The organism is Herminiimonas sp. (assembly GCF_030655415.1).
The window spans coordinates 180,851-202,760 of the sequence record NZ_JAURVN010000018.1 but is presented as its reverse complement, the minus strand read 5'-3'; the positions used below and the strand labels follow the sequence as shown (position 1 = coordinate 202,760).

The following is a 21,910-nucleotide window of genomic DNA, read 5'->3' as shown; positions in this document are numbered from 1 at the left end:
CAAACGCATGACGGCCGCTATTCCAAAACCACTTGTGGTTTCCATCATGGGGCCAACGGCGTCCGGCAAAACTGCCGCCGCACTGGCGATCGCAGAACAAATTCCATCCGAAATTATTTCTGTCGATTCCGCATTGGTTTATCGTGAGATGAATATCGGCACGGCCAAGCCCACCGATGATGAACGTGCACGCGTGCCGCATCACTTGATCGACATACTCGATCCGCTGGAATCATATTCGGTGATGCAGTTCCGCGAAGATACGCTGCGTCTATCCGCAGAAATTATTGCGCGCGGCAAGTTGCCTTTGCTGGTAGGCGGCACCATGCTGTATTTCAAAGGTTTGAAAGATGGACTAGACGTTTTGCCGCAAGCCGATGCCGCACTGCGCGCAGCACTGGATGCAGAAGCCGCGTTGATAGGCTCGCCAGCCATGCATGCGAAACTGGAAAAGCTTGATCCCGCTACTTTTGCGCGTTTGAAACCAAACGACTCGCAGCGCATACAACGCGCATTGGAAATCATCGCCCTCACTGGCAGACCTATGTCGGAACTATTGGCGCAAGCACCGAAAAGCGAACTGCCTTTCGACCTGCTGCCGATTGCGCTGGAACCATCGGATCGCAGCGTTCTGCATGCGCGCATCGCCACGCGTTTCGACGCCATGCTGCATGACGGCGGCTTGATCAATGAAGTCAAAGCACTACGCGCACGCGGCGACCTGCATCTCGGCTTGCCATCCATGCGTTGCGTAGGCTATCGCCAAAGTTGGGAATATCTGGACGGCGACTACGGCTTGGCAGAATTGCGCGAAAAAGGCATAGTCGCCACCCGCCAACTCGCCAAAAGGCAACTGACTTGGCTACGCAGCATGCCGGATCGGCACGTCATCGACTGTCTTGCGCCTGATGCGGCAAACAGCATTTTGCACAAAATTGCCTGCGTAAATCGGTCATAGATCCATTCAACGATTGAAGCTGCTTCACACCGAAACGGCCAAGCCATTGCAACTTTCGCAATGATTTTGAATGCTGAAACGGGTAAAAAACCGGATGATTTAAACCGATAAATTACCCTTCCCCGCAATTTCATATTGACTTAGGCTGCCGAAAACGTCATAATTTTCGGCTGTTTGGTGATATAGCTCAGTTGGTTAGAGCACAGCACTCATAATGCTGGGGTCGGTGGTTCAAATCCACCTATCACCACCAAAAACAAGCTGGAGAAGTACAAAACCCGCATTAGCCTAGGCTGATGCGGGTTTTTTGTTGGCTGACGATCACGCCGCCATAACCGAAAATCAGGAAGAAGGATCCTTGCCACGCGTGCGAGAGACACCTGTCAGAATCCCAATGCCGAGCAAAATAACCGAAGCGATCGCCACATATAAAATCGCTACGCCAGCGGTAATCAATGCCCATGCCACACCGCCAAGGAAAATGGCAAAACCTATTAAATAGATTACAAAAGACATAAGTACCTCCATGGGTCCAACACAGCAAACCTGAACGAATCAGAATTGATACAGAATCAAATTATCGATTCTTGCATCTCAGCATCATCTGAACATACTAGTGAAGCTTGCTCCGTGCGTTGGGAAACATAAGAGGTACTTTTAATTCTTTTACTGCGCGGATTATTCTTCCAGCAAGCTACGCAACATCCATGCGGTTTTTTCATGCACGTCCAGACGTTGCGTCAACAGATCTGCGGTTGGCTCATCGCTAGCCTTGTCCACTGTGTCAAACAGCGCGCGCGCTGTGCGAGCAGTCGCTTCATGCGCATTGACCAGATGACTGACCATATCCATCGCTTTTGGCACGCCGTCGATTTCCTTGATGGAAGCCAGTTTGACGAATTCCTTGTAGGTACCTGGCGCTGGGTAGCCCAATGCGCGGATACGTTCTGCAATCAGATCCAGCGCATTCCATTGCTCGGTGTATTGCGCCATGAACATGGTGTGCAGGCTGGTGAACATCGGTCCTTTGACGTTCCAGTGGAAATTGTGTGTCATCAGATACAGCGTGTAACTATCGGCCAGCAGACCTGACAGGCCTTGCGCGATCTTGGCACGGTCTTTTTCCGAAATGCCAATGTCGATTTTCGCCACTAACTGCGGCTTTTTCGCTACTGCTTGAGGTTTTTTCGTTGCCATGTAGATCCCCTAAAAAGTTGAACAGTAATGTTACCGCTAATTCTTGCATCATGTGCAATGCCAAACAAACATGACGACTAGATCAAACATGTTTTACCGGTAAAGGTGAAATGCCCGGCATGTTATGATGGCGCTGCAAAAAATCATATGATTTTCAGTCGGCACAGGTCGACGCATTACAGTTTTTTCAGCAGTAAATTATTCATGCGTATTTGACCGCGAGGGGACATGTTCATTCGTACACGAAAACGTAACAATCACTCGCATCTTCAACTGTCATCCTGATCGTCTATCTCTTGCACAGAATGGAATTCACTATGTGGACACAACGCTTTTTAGTTGCTTGCGTTTTTGCTGTCGCTGCAATGTCTGCACAAGCATTCGATAGGCCCTTTCCGCCTACAGTAAAGCGTGGTCTCATGACGCCGGCCGCTTCGCCGACGATCATTATTGATGAAAAAACACGCACCATGACAGCTGGCGCACGCATTTGGAATCAGAACAACACGATAGACATGCCAGCGGCTTTACGCGGTAGCAAAATACCTGTGAACTACACCGAGATTACAAGCGGTGAAATAGATCGCGTGTGGATATTGACTGCGGAAGAGGCAAAACAAGCGCCACCTAAGCCTGTTGTGCCACCGACCATATTGCCCGCTCGGTGATCTGCACCTGCGCCGAAGTTTCAATAGATTAATCACGTAAAAATTAAGCAAAAGTTAAGCAAGAAATGCAAAAAAAGATCTACATCAAAACCTTCGGTTGCCAGATGAACGAGTACGACTCGGACAAGATGGCTGACGTCCTCAATGCGTCCGATGGTTTGATCAAAACAGATACGCCAGAAGATGCAGATGTCATTCTGCTTAACACCTGTTCGGTGCGTGAAAAAGCGCAGGAAAAAGTTTTTTCTGACCTCGGCCGTTTGCGTGAATTAAAGTTACTCAAACCCGATCTGATGATAGGCGTCGGCGGTTGCGTCGCGTCGCAAGAGGGTGATGCGATCGTCAAGCGCGCACCTTACGTTGATCTGGTATTCGGTCCGCAAACCCTGCATCGTTTGCCCGAAATGTTGAAACAGCGCCGCGCTACCGGTCGCTCGCAAGTTGATATCAGTTTCCCCGAGATTGAAAAATTCGATCATATGCCACCTGCCAAGGTTGATGGCGCAAGTGCGTTTGTTTCGATCATGGAAGGTTGCAGCAAATATTGCAGCTACTGCGTCGTGCCCTACACTCGCGGTGAAGAAGTCTCGCGCAACTTTGACGACGTGCTGGCAGAAGTCGCAGGCCTAGAAGCACAAGGCGTGAAAGAAATCACGCTGCTGGGCCAAAACGTTAATGCCTATCGCGGCAAGATGAGTCGTGACGCAGCCGATGGCGAGATCGCCGACTTCGCCTTGCTACTTGAATATATTGGAGAGATGGAAGGCATAGAGCGCATCCGCTTCGTCACCAGCCATCCAAAAGAATTTACGCAACGTCTGATCGATGCTTACGCAAAAGTGCCTAAGCTAGTTGATCATTTATACCTGCCCGCGCAACACGGCTCGGATCGCATCCTGGCAGCAATGAAGCGCGGCTACACCTCTCTCGAATACAAATCGATTTTGCGTCGCTTGCGCGAAGTACGGCCGAACATTTCGATCTCTTCCGATTTCATCGTTGGCTTCCCTGGCGAAACCGATGCTGATTTTGAAGCGATGATGAAGTTGATCAATGACGTTGATTACGACAACAGCTACAGCTTTATTTTCAGCCCGCGTCCAGGTACGCCTGCGGCAAACCTGGAAGACGACACGCCGCATGAAGTCAAACTCGAACGTCTGCAAAAATTGCAAGCGGTGATCGATCAAAACACGCGTCGTTACAGCAACGAGATGGTCGGCACCGTACAACGCATATTGGTAGAAGGCCCATCCAAAAAAGATGAGAATGAGTTGCAAGGTCGTACCGAAAATAATCGCGTGGTAAATTTTGATTCAGGGCCACAAGGCAATATTCTTATAGGCCAGATGATCGACGTCAACATTACGCAATCGTTCGCTTACACACTGCGCGGCGAAATCATCGTCAAGCAATAATCTTCGTATTCACATCACATAAAACTTACTCAGCCAAAATTGAAAACAAAAACTGTCGTTCAACCTTTGTACTTCGTCCCCGAGCCGCTGGATAACAAACGCCTCGCGCATCTGTGCGGCCCTATGGATGAAAACCTGCGACAAATTTCTGCGGCACTGGATGTCACGATTTTTCGTCGCGGCGAAAAATTCATTGTCAGCGGTGGCAACGGCGCACGCGCAGTCGAAATCCTCGATCAGTTTTATCAGCAGGCAGATAAAGTCGTGCCGCTGGAAGAAGTGCAACTCGCATTGGTTGAACAACGCGCTGCGTTGGCTGAGCCAGAACTCATCCTGCCAAACGCAAAGAAAACGACAAAAAAGAAAGCCGTCGAATCCATTACCGATGCGCCAGTTTTAAAAACCCGTCGCCACGATTTGCGCGGCCGCACGCCGCATCAGTTGCAGTATCTGAAGGCCATCATGGACCACGACATCACGTTTGGTGTCGGTCCCGCTGGCACCGGCAAAACCTATCTGGCAGTAGCGTGTGCGGTCGATGCGCTGGAGCGTGATGCAGTCAAACGCATTATCCTGACGCGCCCTGCAGTAGAGGCTGGCGAGCGTTTGGGCTTTTTACCTGGCGACCTATCGCAAAAAATCGATCCATATTTGCGCCCTCTTTATGACGCGCTGTATGACTTGCTCGGTTATGACCGCACGCAAAAAATGTTTGAAAAACAAGCGATCGAAATTGCCCCTCTGGCCTATATGCGTGGTCGCACTTTGAACCACGCTTTTGTGATTCTGGATGAAGCGCAAAACACCACGCCAGAACAAATGAAAATGTTTTTGACGCGTATCGGTTTCGGCAGCAAAGCCGTCATCACCGGCGACATCACGCAAATCGATTTGCAGCAAAATCAGAAGAGCGGTTTAGTCGAAGCAATCGATGTCTTGGGTGAAGTCCGCGGATTGGCTTTCACCCGTTTCAGCAGCGCCGACGTCGTGCGTCACCCATTGGTTGCGCGCATCGTCGATGCCTACGATGAAGCCAAGCAACCGAAGAAACCTGCACTCGCCAAAAAAGCTACTAAAACAGCTAATAAAAATGCAGCAAAATAAACTTTCTCTATCTGTCCAATATCCCGACCCGCGTGTGCAGGAAGTCCTTACTCGCCCGCTGTTGCGCCGCTGGGTTAAGGCAGCACTGTTAGCCCCAGCGCAAATCACTTTGCGCTTCGTCGACGCCGACGAGGGCAAGACCTTGAACCGCAATTTTCGCGGCAAGGATTACGCAACGAATGTACTGACCTTCGCTTATAACGAAGGCGAAGACGACAGCTTCGACGAGAATGAAGCGACGCAAGCTGACATCATTCTGTGCACCGACGTCTTGCAGCGCGAAGCCGCAGAACAGAATAAATCGCTGGAGTTTCATGCCGCGCATCTGGTGATCCACGGCGTCTTGCACGCGCAAGGGTATGACCACGAATCGGATGAAGAAGCCGAAGAAATGGAAAGCATGGAAATTGAAATGCTGGCAACACTCGGCTTTCCCAATCCTTATATCGAATCTTGATTTTGTGAGCATCGAGTCAAGCGACAAAAGTAAAAGCTAGTCTATCAGTGCCTAGATTTTTGGAATTTTGAATATTTGTTGTATCCTGACCCCTGTTGAAACCACCACCAGCAACGGCTTTTCGCCTTATGCAAGACATTCCCCCCCAAGATAAATCCAGTGATGCCAAACCGCATCGCTCTCTATTCGAACGCCTGACCGCACTGATCGCGCCCGAACCGGACAGCCGCGACGAGTTGCTGACCATCCTGCAGGACGCCCATGAACGCAATTTAATCGATGCCGATGCATTGGCCATGATCGAAGGTGTGTTTCAGGTTTCCGAATTGTCAGCGCGCGACATCATGGTGCCGCGCTCACAAATGGATGTGGTCGACATCAGCAGACCTATCGCGGAATGGATGCCTATGGTGCTGGAAACGGCGCACTCGCGTTTCCCTGCAGTCGAAGGCGAACGCGACAATGTAGTCGGCATTTTGATGGCCAAGGATTTGCTGCGCTACTACGCTGAAGAATCTTTCGACGTGCGTCAAATGTTGCGTAGCGCCGTCTTCATCCCAGAATCAAAACGCCTGAACGTATTGCTCAGCGAGTTCCGCGCCAAACACAATCATATGGCGCTCGTCGTCGATGAATATGGCGGTGTGGCGGGCTTGATCACCATCGAAGACGTGCTGGAACAAATCGTCGGCGACATCGAAGATGAATACGATTTCGATGAAGAAGAAGACAACATCCTCGCCATCAAGGCAGGTGAACACGGCCCGCGTTGGCGTGTCAAGGCGCTGACTGAAATCACACAATTCAATGAAGAACTGGATACAGAACTCTTCAACGAGGACGTCGATACGTTGGGTGGTTTTGTCACCGATCATCTGGCACGCATGCCGCACAAAGGTGAAATCGTCGACATCGACAATCTGCGCTTTGAAGTGTTGCGCGCCGATGCACGCCAGATCCATGTCTTGCTGGTGGAAAAACTACCAGCGGTCGCTGGTGACCAAGCGCTTGATAGCTAACATCGTGACGCGATTGGCATTTTTCCGCGTCACCATTCTTTGCTCACGCACGTGAGCGCACTTTTCTCTTTTCGTTTTACTCCAGCACAGGCAAGTTTGATTGCCTTGTGCGCCGGTGCGCTGAATGTTTTTGCATTCGCGCCGCTTGGCTGGTGGCCGCTGCAAATCTTTACGCTCGCGTTGCTATTTCATTTGATATTACAAGCGCCGTCCATCAAATCCGCAGTCTTCACAGGCTGGGCCTACGGTTTCGGCTGGTCGGCCTGCGGCGTGTATTGGCTATACATCAGCATGCATCAATACGGCGGCATGCCAGCTGCGATGGCTGCTTTGGCGGTGGCATTACTGGCGATGTTATTGGGTGCGTTTTTCGCGGCAGCAACTGGGGTTGGCGCGTGGTTTCAACAGCGACTAAAAGCATCCCGCACTATCTTGCTGTTGCTGGTTTTTCCGGCTTTATGGATGTTGTCCGAATGGTTGCGCGGCTGGGTGCTAACGGGATTTCCATGGGTTGCATCGGGTTACGCACACACAGCAAGTCCGCTCGCCGGCTACGCGCCGCTGATAGGCGTGTACGGCTTGGGTTGGCTGGCCGCAGTGTTGGCCGCTTGCATGGTTTTAATCCCCGCGAAAAAATCTTCAATTATCTTGCTCGTTGTCATACTTGCCAGCGGTGTTGGTTTGAAATCCATCCACTGGACCAAGCCACAAGGCGAGCCCATTTCTGTGCGTTTGTTGCAAGGCAATGTGCCGCAAGAAATCAAGTTTGATGATGAGCAAACAGATGTAACGCTCACTCTGTATGAAGACATGATGCGCGCGGCACCGGCCGATTTGATCGCCACGCCGGAAACCGCCTTACCGCTTTTAGCGCATCAATTGCCGACAGATTATTTGCCGCGTCTGGCAGAGTTCGCAACCGCAACCAACAGTCATCTGGCTATCGGTATCGCAGTCAGTGACGGCCCGCAGCAATATGCGAATAGCGTGATCGGCATTGCGCCTACCAGCGCTAGCCGCACACCGCCAAAACTGTATCGCTACGACAAACATCATCTGGTACCGTTCGGCGAATTCGTTCCGTTTGGCTTCCGCTGGTTTGTCGACATGATGCATATCCCGCTGGGTGACTTTACGCGCGGTGCAGCATTGCAAGCGCCATTCGCAGTTAAGGATCAATCAGTCTTGCCGAATATTTGTTATGAAGATTTATTCGGGGAAGAAATCGCCGGCCAATTGCGTGCCGCCGATGCCGCCGGCAAGCCAGTGGCGACCATGCTGCTGAACGTTTCCAACATCGCGTGGTTCGGCGATTCCATCGCCTTGCCGCAGCATTTGCAGATATCGCAAATGCGCGCCATCGAAACCGGCCGCACCATGCTGCGCTCGACGAATACCGGCACTACCGCGGTGATAGATCCAAGCGGCAAAATCGTCGCGCAACTCAAGCCCTTCGAGCGCGGCGTATTGACCTCATCGGCGCAAGGTTACAGCGGCATCACGCCGTATGTTTTTCTCGGCAATGCATTCATCGTATTGCTGGCTTTTGCGCTACTGATCGCCGCTTGGTATCTCACGCGCAGAAACCCTAATCACCCCTAAAACCCGGTAAAATCTGGGGTTTCGGCAAACCTGCCCTTACCCGTCTCGGGTAATGCAAAAATTCAAACAAGATGCTCACATTTCAACAAATCATTCTCACGCTGCAAAAGTACTGGGATGCGCAAGGTTGCGCACTGCTACAGCCCTACGATATGGAAGTCGGCGCTGGCACTTCACACACCGCAACCTTCCTGCGCGCCATTGGTCCTGAACCTTGGAAAGCCGCCTACGTACAGCCATCGCGTCGCCCAAAAGATGGCCGCTATGGCGAGAACCCGAATCGCTTGCAGCACTACTACCAATTTCAGGTGGTGTTGAAACCGGCACCGGCGAATATTCTTGAACTGTATCTGGGCTCGCTGGAAGCATTGGGTTTCGACTTGAAGCAAAACGATATTCGCTTCGTCGAAGACGATTGGGAAAATCCAACCTTGGGCGCATGGGGCCTGGGCTGGGAAGTTTGGTTGAACGGTATGGAAGTCACGCAGTTCACTTACTTCCAGCAAGTCGGCGGTATCAACTGCAAACCGATTACCGGCGAAATCACTTACGGTCTGGAACGCCTCGCGATGTATTTGCAAGGCGTCGACAATGTCTACGATTTGAAGTGGACAGAAGGTTTGTCTTACGGCGACGTCTACAAGCAAAACGAGATCGAGCAATCGACTTACAACTTCGAGCATAGCGATGCCGATTTCCTGTTCGTCGCTTTCACAGCGCATGAAAAGCAGGCGCTCAATCTAATCGAAAATAAATTGGCATTGCCGGCTTACGAGCAAGTGTTGAAGGCTGCCCACACGTTCAATTTGCTTGATGCGCGCGGTGCGATTTCTGTCACTGAGCGTGCTGCCTATATCGGCCGCATACGCAATCTGGCGCGCAGCGTCGCCAAGAGCTATTTTGACAGCCGCGCCCGCCTCGGCTTTCCTATGGCCAAGCCTGAACACGCCGCCGAAGTGCTGGCACAAATCGAAAAAGAAACAGTATGAGTAACAATGTAACCACAAGCGTGGACACCAAAAATTTATTAGTTGAACTCTTCGTCGAAGAATTGCCACCTAAGGCACTGAAAAAAATCGGCGAGGCTTTCGCACAAAATCTGCAAGCATCGTTGAAAGCACAAGGCTTGCTTTCCAACGATAGCGTATTGACGCACTTCGCATCACCACGCCGACTAGGTGTGCATCTGACGCAAGTAAAAGTGCAAGCAGATGACAAGCAAGTCATGCAAAAACTAATGCCTGCAAGCGTAGGCTTGACCGCGGATGGCGCAGCAACACCAGCACTGTTGAAAAAACTGGCCGCATTAGGCGCGAATGAATCTGCAGTCGCAGACTTGAAACGCGAATCTGATGGCAAAGCCGAAGTACTATTTTTCAACAGCATCGTCACCGGCGTTACCTTGCCTGACGGTTTGCAAAAAGCCATGGATGACACCCTGGGCAAGTTGCCTATTCCTAAAGTCATGGGCTATCAATTGGCCGACGGCTGGAACACGGTCAACTTCGTGCGCCCTGCGCACGGTCTGGTCGCGTTGTATGGCGCTGACGTCGTACCGCTTTCTGTGCTGGGTCTGAGTGCGGGCAACATCACGCGCGGCCATCGCTTCGAAGCCGGTCTCGATCCGCTGTATATCCGTGATGCAGACAGCTACGCAAAACAACTCGTCACTGAAGGCGCAGTCATCGCCAGTTTCGCAGAACGCCGTGCAGAAATCGTGCGCCAACTCGCTGCTGCCGCGAGTGAAGCGGGCAGCAATCTGACACCGATTCAAGATGAAGACTTGCTCGATGAAGTCACCGGTCTGGTCGAGCGTCCGAATGTCTTGATAGGCCAGTTCGAAGAAACCTTCCTGGAAGTACCACAGGAATGTTTAATCCTGACGATGAAGGCGAATCAAAAATACTTTCCTTTGCTCGATAGCAAAGGCAATTTGAGCAACAAATTTTTGATCGTATCCAACATTCGTCCCGCTGATCCGAGCACAGTCATAGGCGGCAATGAACGTGTTGTACGTCCGCGCTTGGCCGATGCAAAATTCTTCTTCGATCAAGATCGCAAAAAAACTTTAGCGTCGCGCGTTGTCGGTCTGGATAAAGTCGTTTATCACAACAAGCTTGGCACACAAGGCGAACGCATTGCGCGTGTGCGTGCGATTGCGCAAGCCATCGCCACCAAGCTCGGCATAGATCCACAACAAGCAGACGTCGCAGCACAATTGGCTAAAGCCGATTTGCTGACCGACATGGTCGGCGAATTCCCTGAATTGCAAGGCATCATGGGCCGCTACTACGCGCTGCATGATGGTTTGCCCGCAGACGTAGCCGATGCAATTGAAGATCACTACAAACCACGCTTTGCCGGCGACACATTGCCGCGTAATTCGGTCGGCATGGTGGTCGCGTTGGCAGACAAATTGGAAACCCTGGTTGGCTTGTTCAGCATCGGACAAATTCCAACCGGCGACAAAGATCCATTTGCCTTGCGTCGTCATGCGCTTGGTGTGATTCGCATGCTGATCGAAGGCAAACTCGATATCGGTATCAATGAATTGATCACCGCTGCAGAAAAACCGTTCAATGGACTCAGCGCTGAACATCGCACCGCTTTGCTGACATTTATCTTTGATCGTCTTGCCAATGCATTGCGCGAACAAGGTTATAGCGCACAGGAAATCGATGCAGTACTCGCCTTGCAACCGCAACGTCTGGCTGATATCGCGAGTCGCCTTGCAGCGGTACGCGTATTCGCTGCATTGCCGGAAGCACCTGCACTGGCCGCTGCCAACAAACGCGTCGGCAATATTCTGAAAAAAGTTGAAGGTGAAGTAGCAGCGAAAGTTAATACAGCGCTGCTGCAAGAAGCCGCCGAAATCGCTTTGAATCAAACATTGAACAACGTCAAACCGCAAGCCGATGCAGCATTTGCACGCGGCGATTACAGCGCGTCTCTGCAAGCGTTGGCGGCATTGAAAACGTCGGTCGATGCATTTTTTGACGGCGTGATGGTGAATGCTGAAGATCCGGCGCTACGCAATAATCGTCTGGGCTTGCTGGCTACCTTGCATCAAGCGATGAACCAAGTGGCCGACCTGTCCAGGTTGGCGAGCTAATCAAGGACCGTCATGCCATCCATTCCGAAACCCGAAGCGACGAAGCTGATTATTCTTGATCGTGATGGCGTGATCAATCAAGACTCGGATACCTTCATCAAAACACCTGATGAATGGATTCCGATTCCCGGTTCGCTGGAGGCGATTGCTCGTTTGAATCAAGCTGACTATCGGGTGGTGGTCGCGACCAATCAGTCCGGTATCGCGCGCGGCATGTTCAACATCATGGCGCTGAATGCAATTCATCAAAAAATGCATGCAGCAGCGCAATCGGTAGGCGCAGAAATTGATGCCGTATTCTTTTGCCCGCATTCAGCCGACGATAGTTGCGATTGCCGCAAGCCACAGCCTGGCATGTTGCATACGATCGCCAAGCGCTTCGATGTCAGCTTGCGCGGCTTGCCTATGATCGGTGATTCATTACGTGATCTGCAGGCGGGCTTTGTGGTCGGTTGCGCACCTTATCTAGTACTCACCGGCAAAGGCGAAAAAACATTGGCAAAAGGTGGGCTGCCACCAGGCACTACCAGTTATCCCAATCTTGCCGCCGTCGTTGATCATTTATTAAAAGCGCCCGCGCTCAATTACGCTGTTTAATTAAATAGCTTCATCCAAATAGCTACCTTTAGTCTTGCACTTAATCTGGAGTTGTAATGTCACGTGCCATTTTGTTTTTGCGTTCGCTGTTGTTTGCATTGATCATGCTGGTCGTCACCTTGATTTGGGCACCCGTATGTTTTCTGGCAGCGCCACTGTCGTATAACAAACGGTATTTCATTACCTCGCGCTGGAACGTCTTCATCATCTGGCTGGCAAAAGTTCTGTGCGGCATTCGCTATGAGATCAAGGGCTACGAAAATCTGCCAGATCAACCTGTGATTTTGTTATCGAAACATCAGTCAGCCTGGGAAACCATTTTTCTGTTGTGCAAAATGTCGCGGCCTTTGGTATTCGTCTTCAAGAAGTCACTGCTCTACGTTCCGTTTTTCGGCTGGGCGCTTGGTTTGTTGCGCATGATTCCTATCGATCGCAGCAGCGGCAAGGATGCATTTGCCCAAGTCGTAGTGCAAGGCAGAAGACGTCTGGCGGATGGTCAATGGATCATCATGTTCCCTGAAGGTACACGCATCCCAGTCGGTCAAAGCGGTCGCTACAAAGGGGGCGGTGCAAGATTGGCGGTGGAAACCAATACCGTCGTCGTGCCTATCGCTTTGAATCCAGGCAAATGCTGGCCAAAAAATTCCTTCCTCAAGCATCCGGGATTGGTGACCGTATCTATCGGCAAACCAATTTCACCAGAAGGATTGAATGCCGTTGATTTGATGCAGCAAGTCGAAAATTGGATAGAATCAGAAATGCGTGTGATTTCACCCGATGACTATCGCGCTGAGTCATCGCAAAAACCTTAACGGAACTGCATATCCTTGAAGCTGCTTCGTCACACATCGCCTGATCCGCAACAGCTTGCGCTGCAGCTTGATTTCTTTTCGTCCGATTTTTCATCACAACCGAAAATAGATCATCCTGCCCCCAAGCATTCGCCAGGGTCATCCTTGCCTTTAAGTGCACTGCCTAGCAACGACGTTGCGAAGCCAGTGCCGAATGGCAAGCGTCGCGTGCATGTAGGCGAACATACTCTCGATTACACATTGGTACGTTCGAAGCGTCGCTCTATCGGCTTCATGATAGATGACGATGGCTTGCGCATCACTGCGCCTAAGTGGGTAACGCTGACCGAAATTGAAAATGCAATTTGCGAAAAGCAGCGCTGGATTTTTACCAAACTGAACGAGCGACGTGAACGTTCTGCACGACGCTTGCAACCGCAAATGGAATGGCGTGATGGCGGCACCTTGCCCTATCTCGGCAATGAAATCACCTTGCGCATACTCGCGACGCAGAGCGCCGGCATTTTGTATGACGCAGCGACCAAGGAATTGACCGTCTGCCTGCCGTCTGATGCAGCAGAACAGCAATTGAAAGATCGCGTGCAAGGCTGGCTACAACTGGAAGCCAAACGCATCTTTGCTGAACGCCTGCCCATCTACGCTGAGAAACTTGGTGTCAGTTATCAGTCGTTCGCATTGTCATCGGCGATGACGCAGTGGGGCTCATGTACAGCAGATGGAAAGATTCGATTGAACTGGCGCCTGATTCACTTTGCATTGCCATTGATTGACTATGTGATTGCGCATGAGCTGTCGCATTTGCGCGAGATGAATCACAGCCCGCAATTCTGGGCTACGGTGCAATCAGTATTTCCTGAATTTGCAGCAGCGAAAAAAGCCTTGCGCGATCATGCGCCGGAGACGCTGCCTATCTTTTGAACGATGCTGGCATCGCAGCATCGCTTCAAGCATTACTTCAAATCGTGATTTACACCAGACTTTTAGCTAGTACTGAAGGCATTTGCGCGACCTCAGTATCTTAGTGCGGCGGCTCGTCGTCTTTACGCTCAATGAACTCGATTTTGTAGCCGTCTGGATCAGTAACGAAAGCGATCACTGTCGTGCCGCCTTTGACCGGCCCCGCTTCACGCGTGACATTGCCACCAGATGCTTTCACATCGGCACATGCCTTGTAAGCATCGTCGACTGAAATGGCGATATGGCCATAAGCCGTGCCCATGTCATAACTGTGCTCGCCGTAGTTATAAGTCAGTTCCAGTTCAGCGTGATCCGGATTGCTGCCGTAGCCTAGAAACGCGAGCGTGTATTTGTACTCAGGATTTTCGGTCTGACGCAGCACTTTCATGCCGAGTATCTTGGTATAAAAATCGATGGACCGCTGCAAGTCGCCGACGCGAAGCATGGTGTGAAGAATGCGCATGAAGATCTCCGCAATACGAATTGAATGAAGCGTATATTTTATGCTGATCGCGTATTTCTTGCCGACAGCATGGTCTTGCTAAATTCGCCTACAGACGATTCGCCAGTGCAACGTACTGTGCGAGTGGAATGGTTTCAGCGCGCAGTTGCGGATCGATGCCAACTTCGATCAAATCATTTTCAGTGAACATCCCAGCCAGACAATTGCGTATCACTTTGCGACGTTGCGAAAATGCTTTCAGCACGACTTGTTCCAACTTTTCCTGATCGCAATGCAAGGGATGCTCGAGCGGAATCATGCGCACAATTGCTGACTCCACGCGCGGTGGCGGATCGAAAGCAGTCGGCGGCACGATGAACATCAACTCCATTTTGTATCGCCATTGCAGCATCACTGACAGCCGTCCATAAGTCTTGCTACCTGGTTCTGCCACCATGCGTTCCACCACTTCTTTTTGCAGCATGAAGTGTTGGTCTTGAACGTACGGTGCTATCTCGGCAAGGTGAAACAATAAAGGGCTGGAAATGTTGTACGGCAGATTGCCGACCACACGCAACTTGCTACCGATAGGTACTGGAATACTGGAGAAATCAAATTGCAGTGCATCTGCAGAATGGATGATGAGTTTTTTTGGATCGAAGGTTTTTTTCAAACGCTCGACCAGATCTCTATCCAGTTCCACGACATGCATTTGTTCCACACCTTGCAGTAGCAAGCGCGTCATTGCAGCGAGACCAGGGCCGATCTCGACCATCGTGTCCTGCGGTTGCGGATTGATCGCCAGGATGATGTTATTTAGAACACCATCGTCGGTCAAAAAATTCTGGCCGAAGCGTTTACGCGGGATATGTTTCATTGATTGTATGGTTCTAGCTGAAGTGAATCAGCGGTTTATTTATTTGGTAGAAGCGGTGGACGCTGCGGCCATTTGTGCAGCAACGCGTATCGCTTCCAGCATGCTGCCATGATCAGCTAGCCCAAGGCCTGCGGCCGCCAGATCGAGCGCAGTGCCGTGATCGACCGAGGTGCGAATGATCGGCAAGCCCAAGGTGATATTCACGCCCAGACCGAAGCTCGCGTATTTCAATACCGGCAAGCCTTGATCGTGATACATCGCGAGTACGCAATCGGCATTGGCCAATAATTTTTGTTGAAACAAGGTGTCAGCCGGATAAGGGCCGCTCACATCGTAGCCCTTGATCTGCGCTGCTTGTAACGCAGGCGTGATCACGTCAATTTCTTCTCGTCCCAGATAGCCGCCTTCGCCTGCATGCGGATTGAGGCCGGTAACCAATATACGAGGCTTGACGATGCCGAATTTTTTCTGCAAATCTGCATACACGATATCGATGATGTCAGACAGACTTGCAAACGTAATCGCGGCCGCAACATCTTTCAATGCCAGATGTGTCGTTGCCAGCGCGACGCGCAAAGGCTGTGGCGTCGCATTGGTCGCGAGCATCATCACAACTTGTTTGGTGCTAGTTTTATCGGCGAGGTATTCGGTATGACCAGTGAAAGGTACGCCGGCATCGTTGATCGTACTTTTTTGCAGCGGCGCAGTGACGATCGCATCGAACCAGCCTTGCACTGCGCCACCAATTGCAATGTCCAGCGTCTGCAGCACATAACGTCCATTGCGCACATCCAGCTCGCCGGGCACTACGTGCGCCGCGAGCGGGCAATCGATTACTGCAATTTGATCGCGCGGAAACGAAGGCAAGCCACTGTTGCGCACTGCCTGCAAAGACAATGCCGATAAATGAATATCTGGATTAATCGACGCAGCGATCATGGATAAAAACGCTGCATCGCCTATCAATACGCTTTTTACATCCGCACGTAATTCCCACGCGGCACGAATTGAAATCTCCGGACCAATACCTGCCGGTTCACCACACGTAATCGCAATTGTTGGTCGCTTACTCACAGTGCGTGCAAACCTTGGCAGACATTATTTTTCTTCCGTACGATATTCAACGTAAGCACGATCACGCACCTGGCGCAACCAATCTTGCGTTGCCTCTTCTTGTTTCTGTTCGCGAATAGCTTGACGTGCAACCGCGCGTTGGCGCTCTTGCGAAACATCATCAGCTTTGCGTTCTTTGACCAAAATCAAATGATAGCCAAACGGCGATTGAATCGGTTCGCTGACTTGACCAATAGGCAATGCATCCATTGCGCGCTCAAACTCAGGAACGGTATCGCCAGGATAAATCCAGCCGAGGTCGCCGCCTTTTGATGCCGAAAAATCATTTGAATACAAACGCGCCAGCTCTTCAAACGTTGCTGCTTTATTGTCGAGACGCTGTTTCAGCTCGGTGAGTTTGCGACGTGCGTCCGCTTCGGTAACGACTTGATTCACCTTGATCAGAATGTGGCTCGCATGCGTTTGTTTGACGGTTGCAGCGGCCGCTGTATTACTAGGAGCAGCACCAGCACGCATCACACTTTGTGTACGCTTGCCCAACAGTTTCAACACATGAAAACCATTGCCGCTTTTGACCAAAGGAGCGACCTGTCCTTGCTGTAAATTGCCCACTGCATCGATAAACAATTGCGGCAAACGATCCTGAGTACGCCAGCCGATCTCGCCACCAGTCAGGCCATCTGTACCATCAGAATATGCCGCCGCCAGTTTTGCGAAGTCGCCACCCGCATTCAATTGAGCGATAACTTCTTCAGCACGCCGTTTGCTTTCTGCAAGCTGCTGTGGCGATGCGTTTTCAGGAACGCGAATCAGGATTTGTCCGATGTTGTATTCCTGTGGTGCCGCAGCGGTAGCAGAACCCTCTTGCGCGCCCATGTAGGCATCTATTTCAGCATCGGATATCTGGATTTTGTTATCGACTTCGCGCTCACGCAAACGCTGCAAGATCATCTCGTTGCGAATCTCGCTACGGAATTGTGAGTACACCATGCCATCTTGTTCCAGCCGTTGGCGAAACTCAGGCATCGTTAATTTGTTTTGCTCGGCAATACGTGCAACAGCGCGATCCAGCGATGCATCATCCACTTTGATACCCGACTCTTTAGCCTGCTGTAATTGCGCGCGTTCAACGATCATCCGCTCCAACAATTGACGCTGCAATTGCTGAATCGGCGGCATTTGACCACCTTGACTTTTCAGACGGGTCTCGATGACTTTCAAGCGCTCTAGAAATTCATAGCGCGTGATCACTTCGTTATTCACTACCACCAGAATCGCGTCTGACAAGCGGGGTTGCACAGCAGGAGTGGATGCATTAGCTGGCGCCATGTTTTGCGCAATAGCCGTTGTCATCAAACCGCAAGCCAGACTGAATAAAATCAATCCGCTCTTGGCATATCGAACTGGACTTTGATTGGTAAATAAAGAAGAAAAAATATTCATGATTTTTACGTACAAACTTAATAAGTGACGTTAGAAGGTTTATTGATGACTTGATAGCCAGGAATACTGGTGCGCAATGCTTCCATAGGATCAGAGCCGAGTTTGGTCAGGCCGCTTAACTCAAGCTGGAAGAAGAGCGAGGATGTCGATTTGCCGGTTGCAGTCGGAATTCGTTGGCCCACAACACGGAAAATCCAGCAATCTGCCTTGTATTCCAGTCCGATCAAACCTTCGGATACTTTGCTATCCGGTAAAGAATAATTCACACGGCCCACGCCATACCAGCGATCTGCAATCGGCCATTGTCCCGACACATCAACCTGCTTCAATTCATTAGGCACGTCGCGACGATAGGTCAGATTCAATACCTTCTTCGGTTCCGGCCGCCAGCTCACGCCTGCATTGGCACGACTGACACTTTTTTGTGTAGCGCTGTACTGCAAATTACCTTCGGTACTAAGAGTGTTAGACACACGCAAAGTGCCTGAAGCCAACCAATCAGAACTGGTTTCGTCATTTGGCGCACAGGTGGTTTGTCCACTAATTGGCAAACACACGCGCTGATCATCGAAATACAATCTTTGCGCTACCGCTACACGCAAGCGCTCGGCACCGCTCGATTCAATGTAGCGTGAGACCATCGCAAACGTCAGCTGGTTCGCATCGCTGATACGATCATTACCGATGAAACGATTTTCACTGAAAATCTGCGAAAAACTCAAATCAGCCAGTGCGCTATCAAATACAGGAAATTGACTCTGATCTTTGTAGGGAGTGCGTACATAGAACAGGCGCGGCTCTAATGTTTGCGTCGCTGCATCACCAAAAATAGACGTCTCTCGTTCAAACACCAAACCGCCATCCAGCGAGAAAGTCGGCAACGAACGGCTGTAAGTCGAGCTGATGTTGGTTAATGGATCCTGCACATTGTAAGTAGCCGCATTCAAAGACACCTTAGGTGTCAAGAAATAACCGGGACGGACAATAGGATAAGAAACACTAGGATTAACCACGTAGCGCTCACCGCGTACCAGATCTGGATGCCAAAAGCGCGTCGCTTCACCCACTGCGTTCCAGTCGAAACCATTTACATCCTGACGTCCACCTTGCAAGGTAAATTGCGGCAAGCGATCGTAAGGGCGCGTGATTGGCGACAGCGGATCTTGCAATACTTGATAGCTGGATGCCCTTGCAGTCGCACTCCAGAAACTTTCGCCATAACTGAAATACAAATCTCGTAACAATAGGCGTTCTGTACTCGTTGCTAGATTCCGCGAAAAATCACTAGGGTAATTGTCGTCAGAAGCGCCTTTTACATTCCAGCCGAATGAGGCTTGCGGCGTAATGCGTTGATTGTGTATAGATGCATAGGAATACCGATTAGTCTGTGTCTGCGCATCGTTAGCCAAAAACTCAATCTTGGTTTCACCCGCGTAATTAGTATCAAGATAGCGCGCGTCCGCACCCAATTGAAAACCACGGCGTTCGATATACCTTGGCGTCAGTGTCAAATCGCGATTAGGCGCGATATTGAAATAATACGGAACGGCGACTTCAAAACCACCGGTGCTGGTGGTCCCAATGCTCGGTGCCAGCACGCCGGATTTACGCGCATCGGACAATGGGAAAGACATATACGGAGTACCGATAATCGGCACGCCCTTGAAATAAATCAAGGTAGCACCAGCCGTGCCAATATCACGGCCGTTATCCAGATTCATCGTATTCGACTTCAGATACCAGTCAGGATCCGGACCTTCGCACGTACTGTAAGTACCTTGCGTAATTAGTGCCCTATCTTCAGCTTCGAAATCAATACGGTCAGCTTTGCCTTGCGCATTGTTGGCTTTCATATGGTAGGTCGGGTTCAAGACATAACCCTGACCTTCATCGATCTTGAAGCGCATTTTGTCGCCGGTGTAACGATCCCCAAAACGGTTCATCTTCACGTTGCCACTGGCTTCGACTTCGTCTTCTTCTATCCAGTAAGTTGCATGGTCGGCAGTGAGCGTGGTGCCGCCGCGGACAATCTCAACATCGCGCTCCAGCACGATTTCGCGATCTGGACGCCCGGTCATTTGCTCGGAACTGACCTGTGTTTCCTCTGCCTCTGGCGCTTTTTCTTTGGTCGGCTTGACACTGATTTGCGCAGAAGCGAATGTCGACGTAAAGACAGCCGCGAACACGGCGGTGATCTTGGTCAGGGAACGTTGAGAAGGACGGGAAGAGAAAAGCCAGGTCATGAAAATAAAGTTTTGGATACCATCTCTGGCGATTTTTCGAATGTAATCCCTTATTATATGGGAACTCACTACTCACAAACCGAATTCCTAGGCTCGCTTCATGTCTTTACATACTGCATCTGATTCTTCCAGCGATCCACGTCTGGCCGCACTTCAAAAATGGCTAGCTTCCGTGACGGCTTACGAACTCCAGCTATCGTCACTCAGACCGGCGTCTTCCGATGCCAGTTTTCGCCGCTATTTTCGCATCGATGGCGCCGATGGCAACAGTTACATCGTCATGGATGCCCCGCCACCGCAGGAAGACGTAAGCCCTTTTATCCATGTTGCCGAGGTTTTTGGCGCTACCGGGGTTTCAGTGCCAAGCATTCTGGCACAGGATATTGATCAGGGGTTTTTATTATTGTCGGATCTGGGATCGACCACATATCTGCAATTGTTAAATCCGGACACCGCGCACAAGCTATACATCGATGCGATTGATGCATTGGTGCAAATTCAAGTCCACAGCACGCCTGCCGTGTTGCCGGAATATGACCGCGCGCTGCTCTTGCGTGAATTGATGCTTTTCCCGGAGTGGTATATCGGCAAGCACCTCGGCCTGACCATGACGGAGAAGCAAACCGCCACGCTGAACAAAATATTCGATGCGCTGCTCTCGAACAATCTGGCGCAAGCCCAAGTTTATGTCCACCGTGATTACCATTCGCGCAATCTGATGGTGCTGCAAAATGGCAATCCCGGCATCCTCGATTTTCAGGATGCGGTGTATGGGCCGATCACCTACGATCTGGCATCGCTGTTGCGCGACGCTTATATCCAATGGGATGAAGAAGTCGTGCTTGACTGGGCGATTCGTTATTGGGAGCGCGCAAAACGCGCCGGCCTGCCAGTCAACCCAGACATCGATTCTTTCTATCGCGATTTTGAATACATGGGCTTGCAACGCCACCTGAAAGTACTCGGCATTTTCGCTCGCCTGTATCACCGCGATGGTAAAGACGCCTACGTGAAAGATCTGCCGCTAGTGATGGAGTACACCCGCAAGGCGGCGCATCGTTACAAGGAACTCGCGCCGCTGGTTAGATTGCTGGATGAGTTGGAAGATAAAGCGCCGCAAGTCGGCTATACGTTTTAATCGACTCAAGAAAATCAGTCGCGGCATGTAGCTAGGCCATAGACAAGAAATTTATTCATTTATACAAAGAATGCGACAACCATGAAAGCGATGATTTTCGCTGCCGGACGTGGCGAAAGAATGCGCCCCTTAACCGACACTTGCCCCAAGCCTTTGCTGAAGGTGCGCGGTCGTCCACTGATCGTCTGGCACATCCTGAATCTGGTGCGCGCGGGTATCACAGATATCGTTATCAACCATGCCCATCTCGGCCACATGATCGAGGAAACGCTGGGCAACGGTGAGCAGTTCGGCGCCAAAATTGCTTACTCGGCAGAAGGCACCGCGCTGGAAACTGCAGGCGGTATTGCAAAAGCGCGCCACTTGCTCGGCGACGAACCTTTTCTGGCTCTTGCAGCCGACATCTACTGCCCCCACTTTAATTTTGAACAAGTAATAGGCGTGCTGGAAGATAACGATGTCTGGGGTCATCCACACCCGCTGGATAAACGCGATGTTGCGTGGTTATACCTGGTTAAAAATCCCGCGCACAATCCAAACGGCGACTTTGCATTGAACAGTTTTTCCATCATTAACGAAGGCGAACCGCGACTGACCTTTTCCGGCATAGGCGTGTATCGCCCTTCGATTTTTGATGCCATCACTGCTGGCGAATCTGTCAAACTGGTTTCGATCTTGCGTGAATACGCAGCGCGCGGCCAAGTTGGTGGCGAGCTGTATCGCGGCGATTGGACCGACGTCGGCACCGCAGAGCGACTGGCTGAACTGAATGCACCTTTGACAGGAAAATGA

The 21,910-nt window shown here is 50.9% G+C and carries 21 protein-coding genes and 1 tRNA gene; 15 read left to right on the top strand and 7 right to left on the bottom strand.

Going from position 1 to position 21,910, the window contains the following annotated elements; translation table 11 throughout:
- Window positions 1-7: 7 nt before the first annotated feature.
- Window positions 8-958 carry a tRNA (adenosine(37)-N6)-dimethylallyltransferase MiaA gene (gene miaA, locus Q7T66_RS17120; protein WP_304934313.1) on the top strand — a complete coding sequence of 317 codons (951 nt, stop codon included), beginning with the start codon at window positions 8-10 and terminating at the stop codon, window positions 956-958.
- A 176-nt stretch (window positions 959-1,134) separates the two neighbouring features.
- Window positions 1,135-1,211, top strand: a tRNA-Met gene (locus tag Q7T66_RS17115).
- 89 nt (window positions 1,212-1,300) lie between these two features.
- On the opposite strand, the gene Q7T66_RS17110 is transcribed toward Q7T66_RS17115, so the two are convergent.
- Window positions 1,301-1,474 carry a hypothetical protein gene (locus Q7T66_RS17110; protein WP_304934312.1) on the bottom strand — a complete coding sequence of 58 codons (174 nt, stop codon included), beginning with the start codon at window positions 1,472-1,474 and terminating at the stop codon, window positions 1,301-1,303.
- Window positions 1,475-1,636: 162 nt separating this feature from the next.
- Window positions 1,637-2,155, bottom strand: coding sequence for a Dps family protein (locus Q7T66_RS17105; RefSeq protein ID WP_304934311.1), 519 nt, complete (start codon window positions 2,153-2,155; stop codon window positions 1,637-1,639).
- A gap of 419 nt (window positions 2,156-2,574) precedes the next feature.
- Between Q7T66_RS17105 and Q7T66_RS17100 the strand changes: the two genes are divergently transcribed.
- From Q7T66_RS17100 to Q7T66_RS17050, 11 genes are all read left to right on the top strand, one after another.
- Window positions 2,575-2,823, top strand: coding sequence for a hypothetical protein (locus Q7T66_RS17100; protein ID WP_304934310.1), 249 nt, complete (start codon window positions 2,575-2,577; stop codon window positions 2,821-2,823).
- Window positions 2,824-2,888: 65 nt separating this feature from the next.
- Entirely contained in the window at window positions 2,889-4,241 is a 1,353-nt protein-coding gene (miaB, locus tag Q7T66_RS17095) for a tRNA (N6-isopentenyl adenosine(37)-C2)-methylthiotransferase MiaB (protein ID WP_304934309.1), read from the top strand.
- A gap of 39 nt (window positions 4,242-4,280) precedes the next feature.
- On the top strand, window positions 4,281-5,345 hold the full coding sequence (locus tag Q7T66_RS17090; protein WP_304934308.1) for a PhoH family protein: 1,065 nt from the start codon (window positions 4,281-4,283) through the stop codon (window positions 5,343-5,345).
- On the top strand, window positions 5,332-5,802 hold the full coding sequence (gene ybeY / locus Q7T66_RS17085) for an rRNA maturation RNase YbeY (RefSeq protein WP_304934307.1): 471 nt from the start codon (window positions 5,332-5,334) through the stop codon (window positions 5,800-5,802). The genes Q7T66_RS17090 and ybeY overlap by 14 nt, the downstream gene beginning before the upstream one ends.
- 128 nt (window positions 5,803-5,930) lie before the next feature.
- Entirely contained in the window at window positions 5,931-6,821 is an 891-nt protein-coding gene (locus Q7T66_RS17080; protein WP_304934306.1) for an HlyC/CorC family transporter, read from the top strand.
- A 51-nt stretch (window positions 6,822-6,872) separates the two neighbouring features.
- Window positions 6,873-8,423 (top strand): apolipoprotein N-acyltransferase, encoded by a 1,551-nt coding sequence (gene lnt, locus Q7T66_RS17075; RefSeq protein WP_304934305.1) that lies wholly within the window; start codon window positions 6,873-6,875, stop codon window positions 8,421-8,423.
- Window positions 8,424-8,494: 71 nt separating this feature from the next.
- A complete protein-coding gene (gene glyQ / locus Q7T66_RS17070; RefSeq protein WP_304934304.1) occupies window positions 8,495-9,412 on the top strand; it encodes a glycine--tRNA ligase subunit alpha in 918 nt (305 codons plus the stop codon).
- 20 nt (window positions 9,413-9,432) lie between these two features.
- Complete coding sequence (glyS, locus tag Q7T66_RS17065; protein ID WP_304934373.1) at window positions 9,433-11,535, top strand: glycine--tRNA ligase subunit beta; 2,103 nt, start codon at window positions 9,433-9,435, stop codon at window positions 11,533-11,535.
- A gap of 12 nt (window positions 11,536-11,547) precedes the next feature.
- The gene (gene gmhB, locus Q7T66_RS17060) at window positions 11,548-12,132 is read left to right on the top strand and encodes a D-glycero-beta-D-manno-heptose 1,7-bisphosphate 7-phosphatase (protein WP_304934303.1); all 585 of its coding nucleotides are present in this window, start codon (window positions 11,548-11,550) and stop codon (window positions 12,130-12,132) included.
- 56 nt (window positions 12,133-12,188) lie between these two features.
- Complete coding sequence (locus Q7T66_RS17055; protein WP_304934302.1) at window positions 12,189-12,944, top strand: 1-acyl-sn-glycerol-3-phosphate acyltransferase; 756 nt, start codon at window positions 12,189-12,191, stop codon at window positions 12,942-12,944.
- Window positions 12,945-12,959: 15 nt separating this feature from the next.
- A complete protein-coding gene (locus Q7T66_RS17050; RefSeq protein ID WP_304934301.1) occupies window positions 12,960-13,862 on the top strand; it encodes a M48 family metallopeptidase in 903 nt (300 codons plus the stop codon).
- Between the two features lie 100 nt (window positions 13,863-13,962).
- Here the strand turns inward: Q7T66_RS17050 and gloA are convergent, their stop codons facing one another.
- From gloA to Q7T66_RS17025, 5 genes are all read right to left on the bottom strand, one after another.
- Window positions 13,963-14,364, bottom strand: a complete 402-nt coding sequence (gene gloA, locus Q7T66_RS17045; RefSeq protein ID WP_304934300.1) for a lactoylglutathione lyase — start codon at window positions 14,362-14,364, stop codon at window positions 13,963-13,965.
- 88 nt (window positions 14,365-14,452) lie between these two features.
- Window positions 14,453-15,220: a 16S rRNA (adenine(1518)-N(6)/adenine(1519)-N(6))-dimethyltransferase RsmA gene (rsmA, locus tag Q7T66_RS17040; RefSeq protein WP_304934299.1), complete on the bottom strand. Its 768-nt coding sequence runs from the start codon at window positions 15,218-15,220 to the stop codon at window positions 14,453-14,455.
- A 39-nt stretch (window positions 15,221-15,259) separates the two neighbouring features.
- Complete coding sequence (gene pdxA / locus Q7T66_RS17035; RefSeq protein WP_304934298.1) at window positions 15,260-16,294, bottom strand: 4-hydroxythreonine-4-phosphate dehydrogenase PdxA; 1,035 nt, start codon at window positions 16,292-16,294, stop codon at window positions 15,260-15,262.
- Between the two features lie 24 nt (window positions 16,295-16,318).
- Window positions 16,319-17,737, bottom strand: coding sequence for a peptidylprolyl isomerase (locus tag Q7T66_RS17030; RefSeq protein ID WP_304934297.1), 1,419 nt, complete (start codon window positions 17,735-17,737; stop codon window positions 16,319-16,321).
- Between the two features lie 17 nt (window positions 17,738-17,754).
- A complete protein-coding gene (locus Q7T66_RS17025) occupies window positions 17,755-19,980 on the bottom strand; it encodes an LPS-assembly protein LptD (RefSeq protein WP_304934296.1) in 2,226 nt (741 codons plus the stop codon).
- A gap of 100 nt (window positions 19,981-20,080) precedes the next feature.
- Between Q7T66_RS17025 and Q7T66_RS17020 the strand changes: the two genes are divergently transcribed.
- Window positions 20,081-21,118 (top strand): aminoglycoside phosphotransferase family protein, encoded by a 1,038-nt coding sequence (locus Q7T66_RS17020; protein WP_304934295.1) that lies wholly within the window; start codon window positions 20,081-20,083, stop codon window positions 21,116-21,118.
- A gap of 81 nt (window positions 21,119-21,199) precedes the next feature.
- Window positions 21,200-21,910, top strand: coding sequence for an N-acetylmuramate alpha-1-phosphate uridylyltransferase MurU (murU, locus tag Q7T66_RS17015; RefSeq protein ID WP_304934294.1), 711 nt, complete (start codon window positions 21,200-21,202; stop codon window positions 21,908-21,910).

Excerpts from the sequence above, each read along its gene's own strand:
- miaA (WP_304934313.1), top strand. The coding sequence starts at position 8 with ATGACGGCCGCTATTCCAAAACCACTTGTGGTTTCCATCATGGGGCCA.
- Q7T66_RS17110 (WP_304934312.1), bottom strand. The coding sequence starts at position 1,474 with ATGTCTTTTGTAATCTATTTAATAGGTTTTGCCATTTTCCTTGGCGGT.
- Q7T66_RS17105 (WP_304934311.1), bottom strand. The coding sequence starts at position 2,155 with ATGGCAACGAAAAAACCTCAAGCAGTAGCGAAAAAGCCGCAGTTAGTG.
- Q7T66_RS17100 (WP_304934310.1), top strand. The coding sequence starts at position 2,575 with ATGACGCCGGCCGCTTCGCCGACGATCATTATTGATGAAAAAACACGC.
- miaB (WP_304934309.1), top strand. The coding sequence starts at position 2,889 with ATGCAAAAAAAGATCTACATCAAAACCTTCGGTTGCCAGATGAACGAG.
- ybeY (WP_304934307.1), top strand. The coding sequence starts at position 5,332 with ATGCAGCAAAATAAACTTTCTCTATCTGTCCAATATCCCGACCCGCGT.
- Q7T66_RS17080 (WP_304934306.1), top strand. The coding sequence starts at position 5,931 with ATGCAAGACATTCCCCCCCAAGATAAATCCAGTGATGCCAAACCGCAT.
- glyQ (WP_304934304.1), top strand. The coding sequence starts at position 8,495 with ATGCTCACATTTCAACAAATCATTCTCACGCTGCAAAAGTACTGGGAT.
- gmhB (WP_304934303.1), top strand. The coding sequence starts at position 11,548 with ATGCCATCCATTCCGAAACCCGAAGCGACGAAGCTGATTATTCTTGAT.
- Q7T66_RS17055 (WP_304934302.1), top strand. The coding sequence starts at position 12,189 with ATGTCACGTGCCATTTTGTTTTTGCGTTCGCTGTTGTTTGCATTGATC.
- gloA (WP_304934300.1), bottom strand. The coding sequence starts at position 14,364 with ATGCGCATTCTTCACACCATGCTTCGCGTCGGCGACTTGCAGCGGTCC.
- rsmA (WP_304934299.1), bottom strand. The coding sequence starts at position 15,220 with ATGAAACATATCCCGCGTAAACGCTTCGGCCAGAATTTTTTGACCGAC.
- Q7T66_RS17030 (WP_304934297.1), bottom strand. The coding sequence starts at position 17,737 with ATGAATATTTTTTCTTCTTTATTTACCAATCAAAGTCCAGTTCGATAT.
- Q7T66_RS17025 (WP_304934296.1), bottom strand. The coding sequence starts at position 19,980 with ATGACCTGGCTTTTCTCTTCCCGTCCTTCTCAACGTTCCCTGACCAAG.
- Q7T66_RS17020 (WP_304934295.1), top strand. The coding sequence starts at position 20,081 with ATGTCTTTACATACTGCATCTGATTCTTCCAGCGATCCACGTCTGGCC.
- murU (WP_304934294.1), top strand. The coding sequence starts at position 21,200 with ATGAAAGCGATGATTTTCGCTGCCGGACGTGGCGAAAGAATGCGCCCC.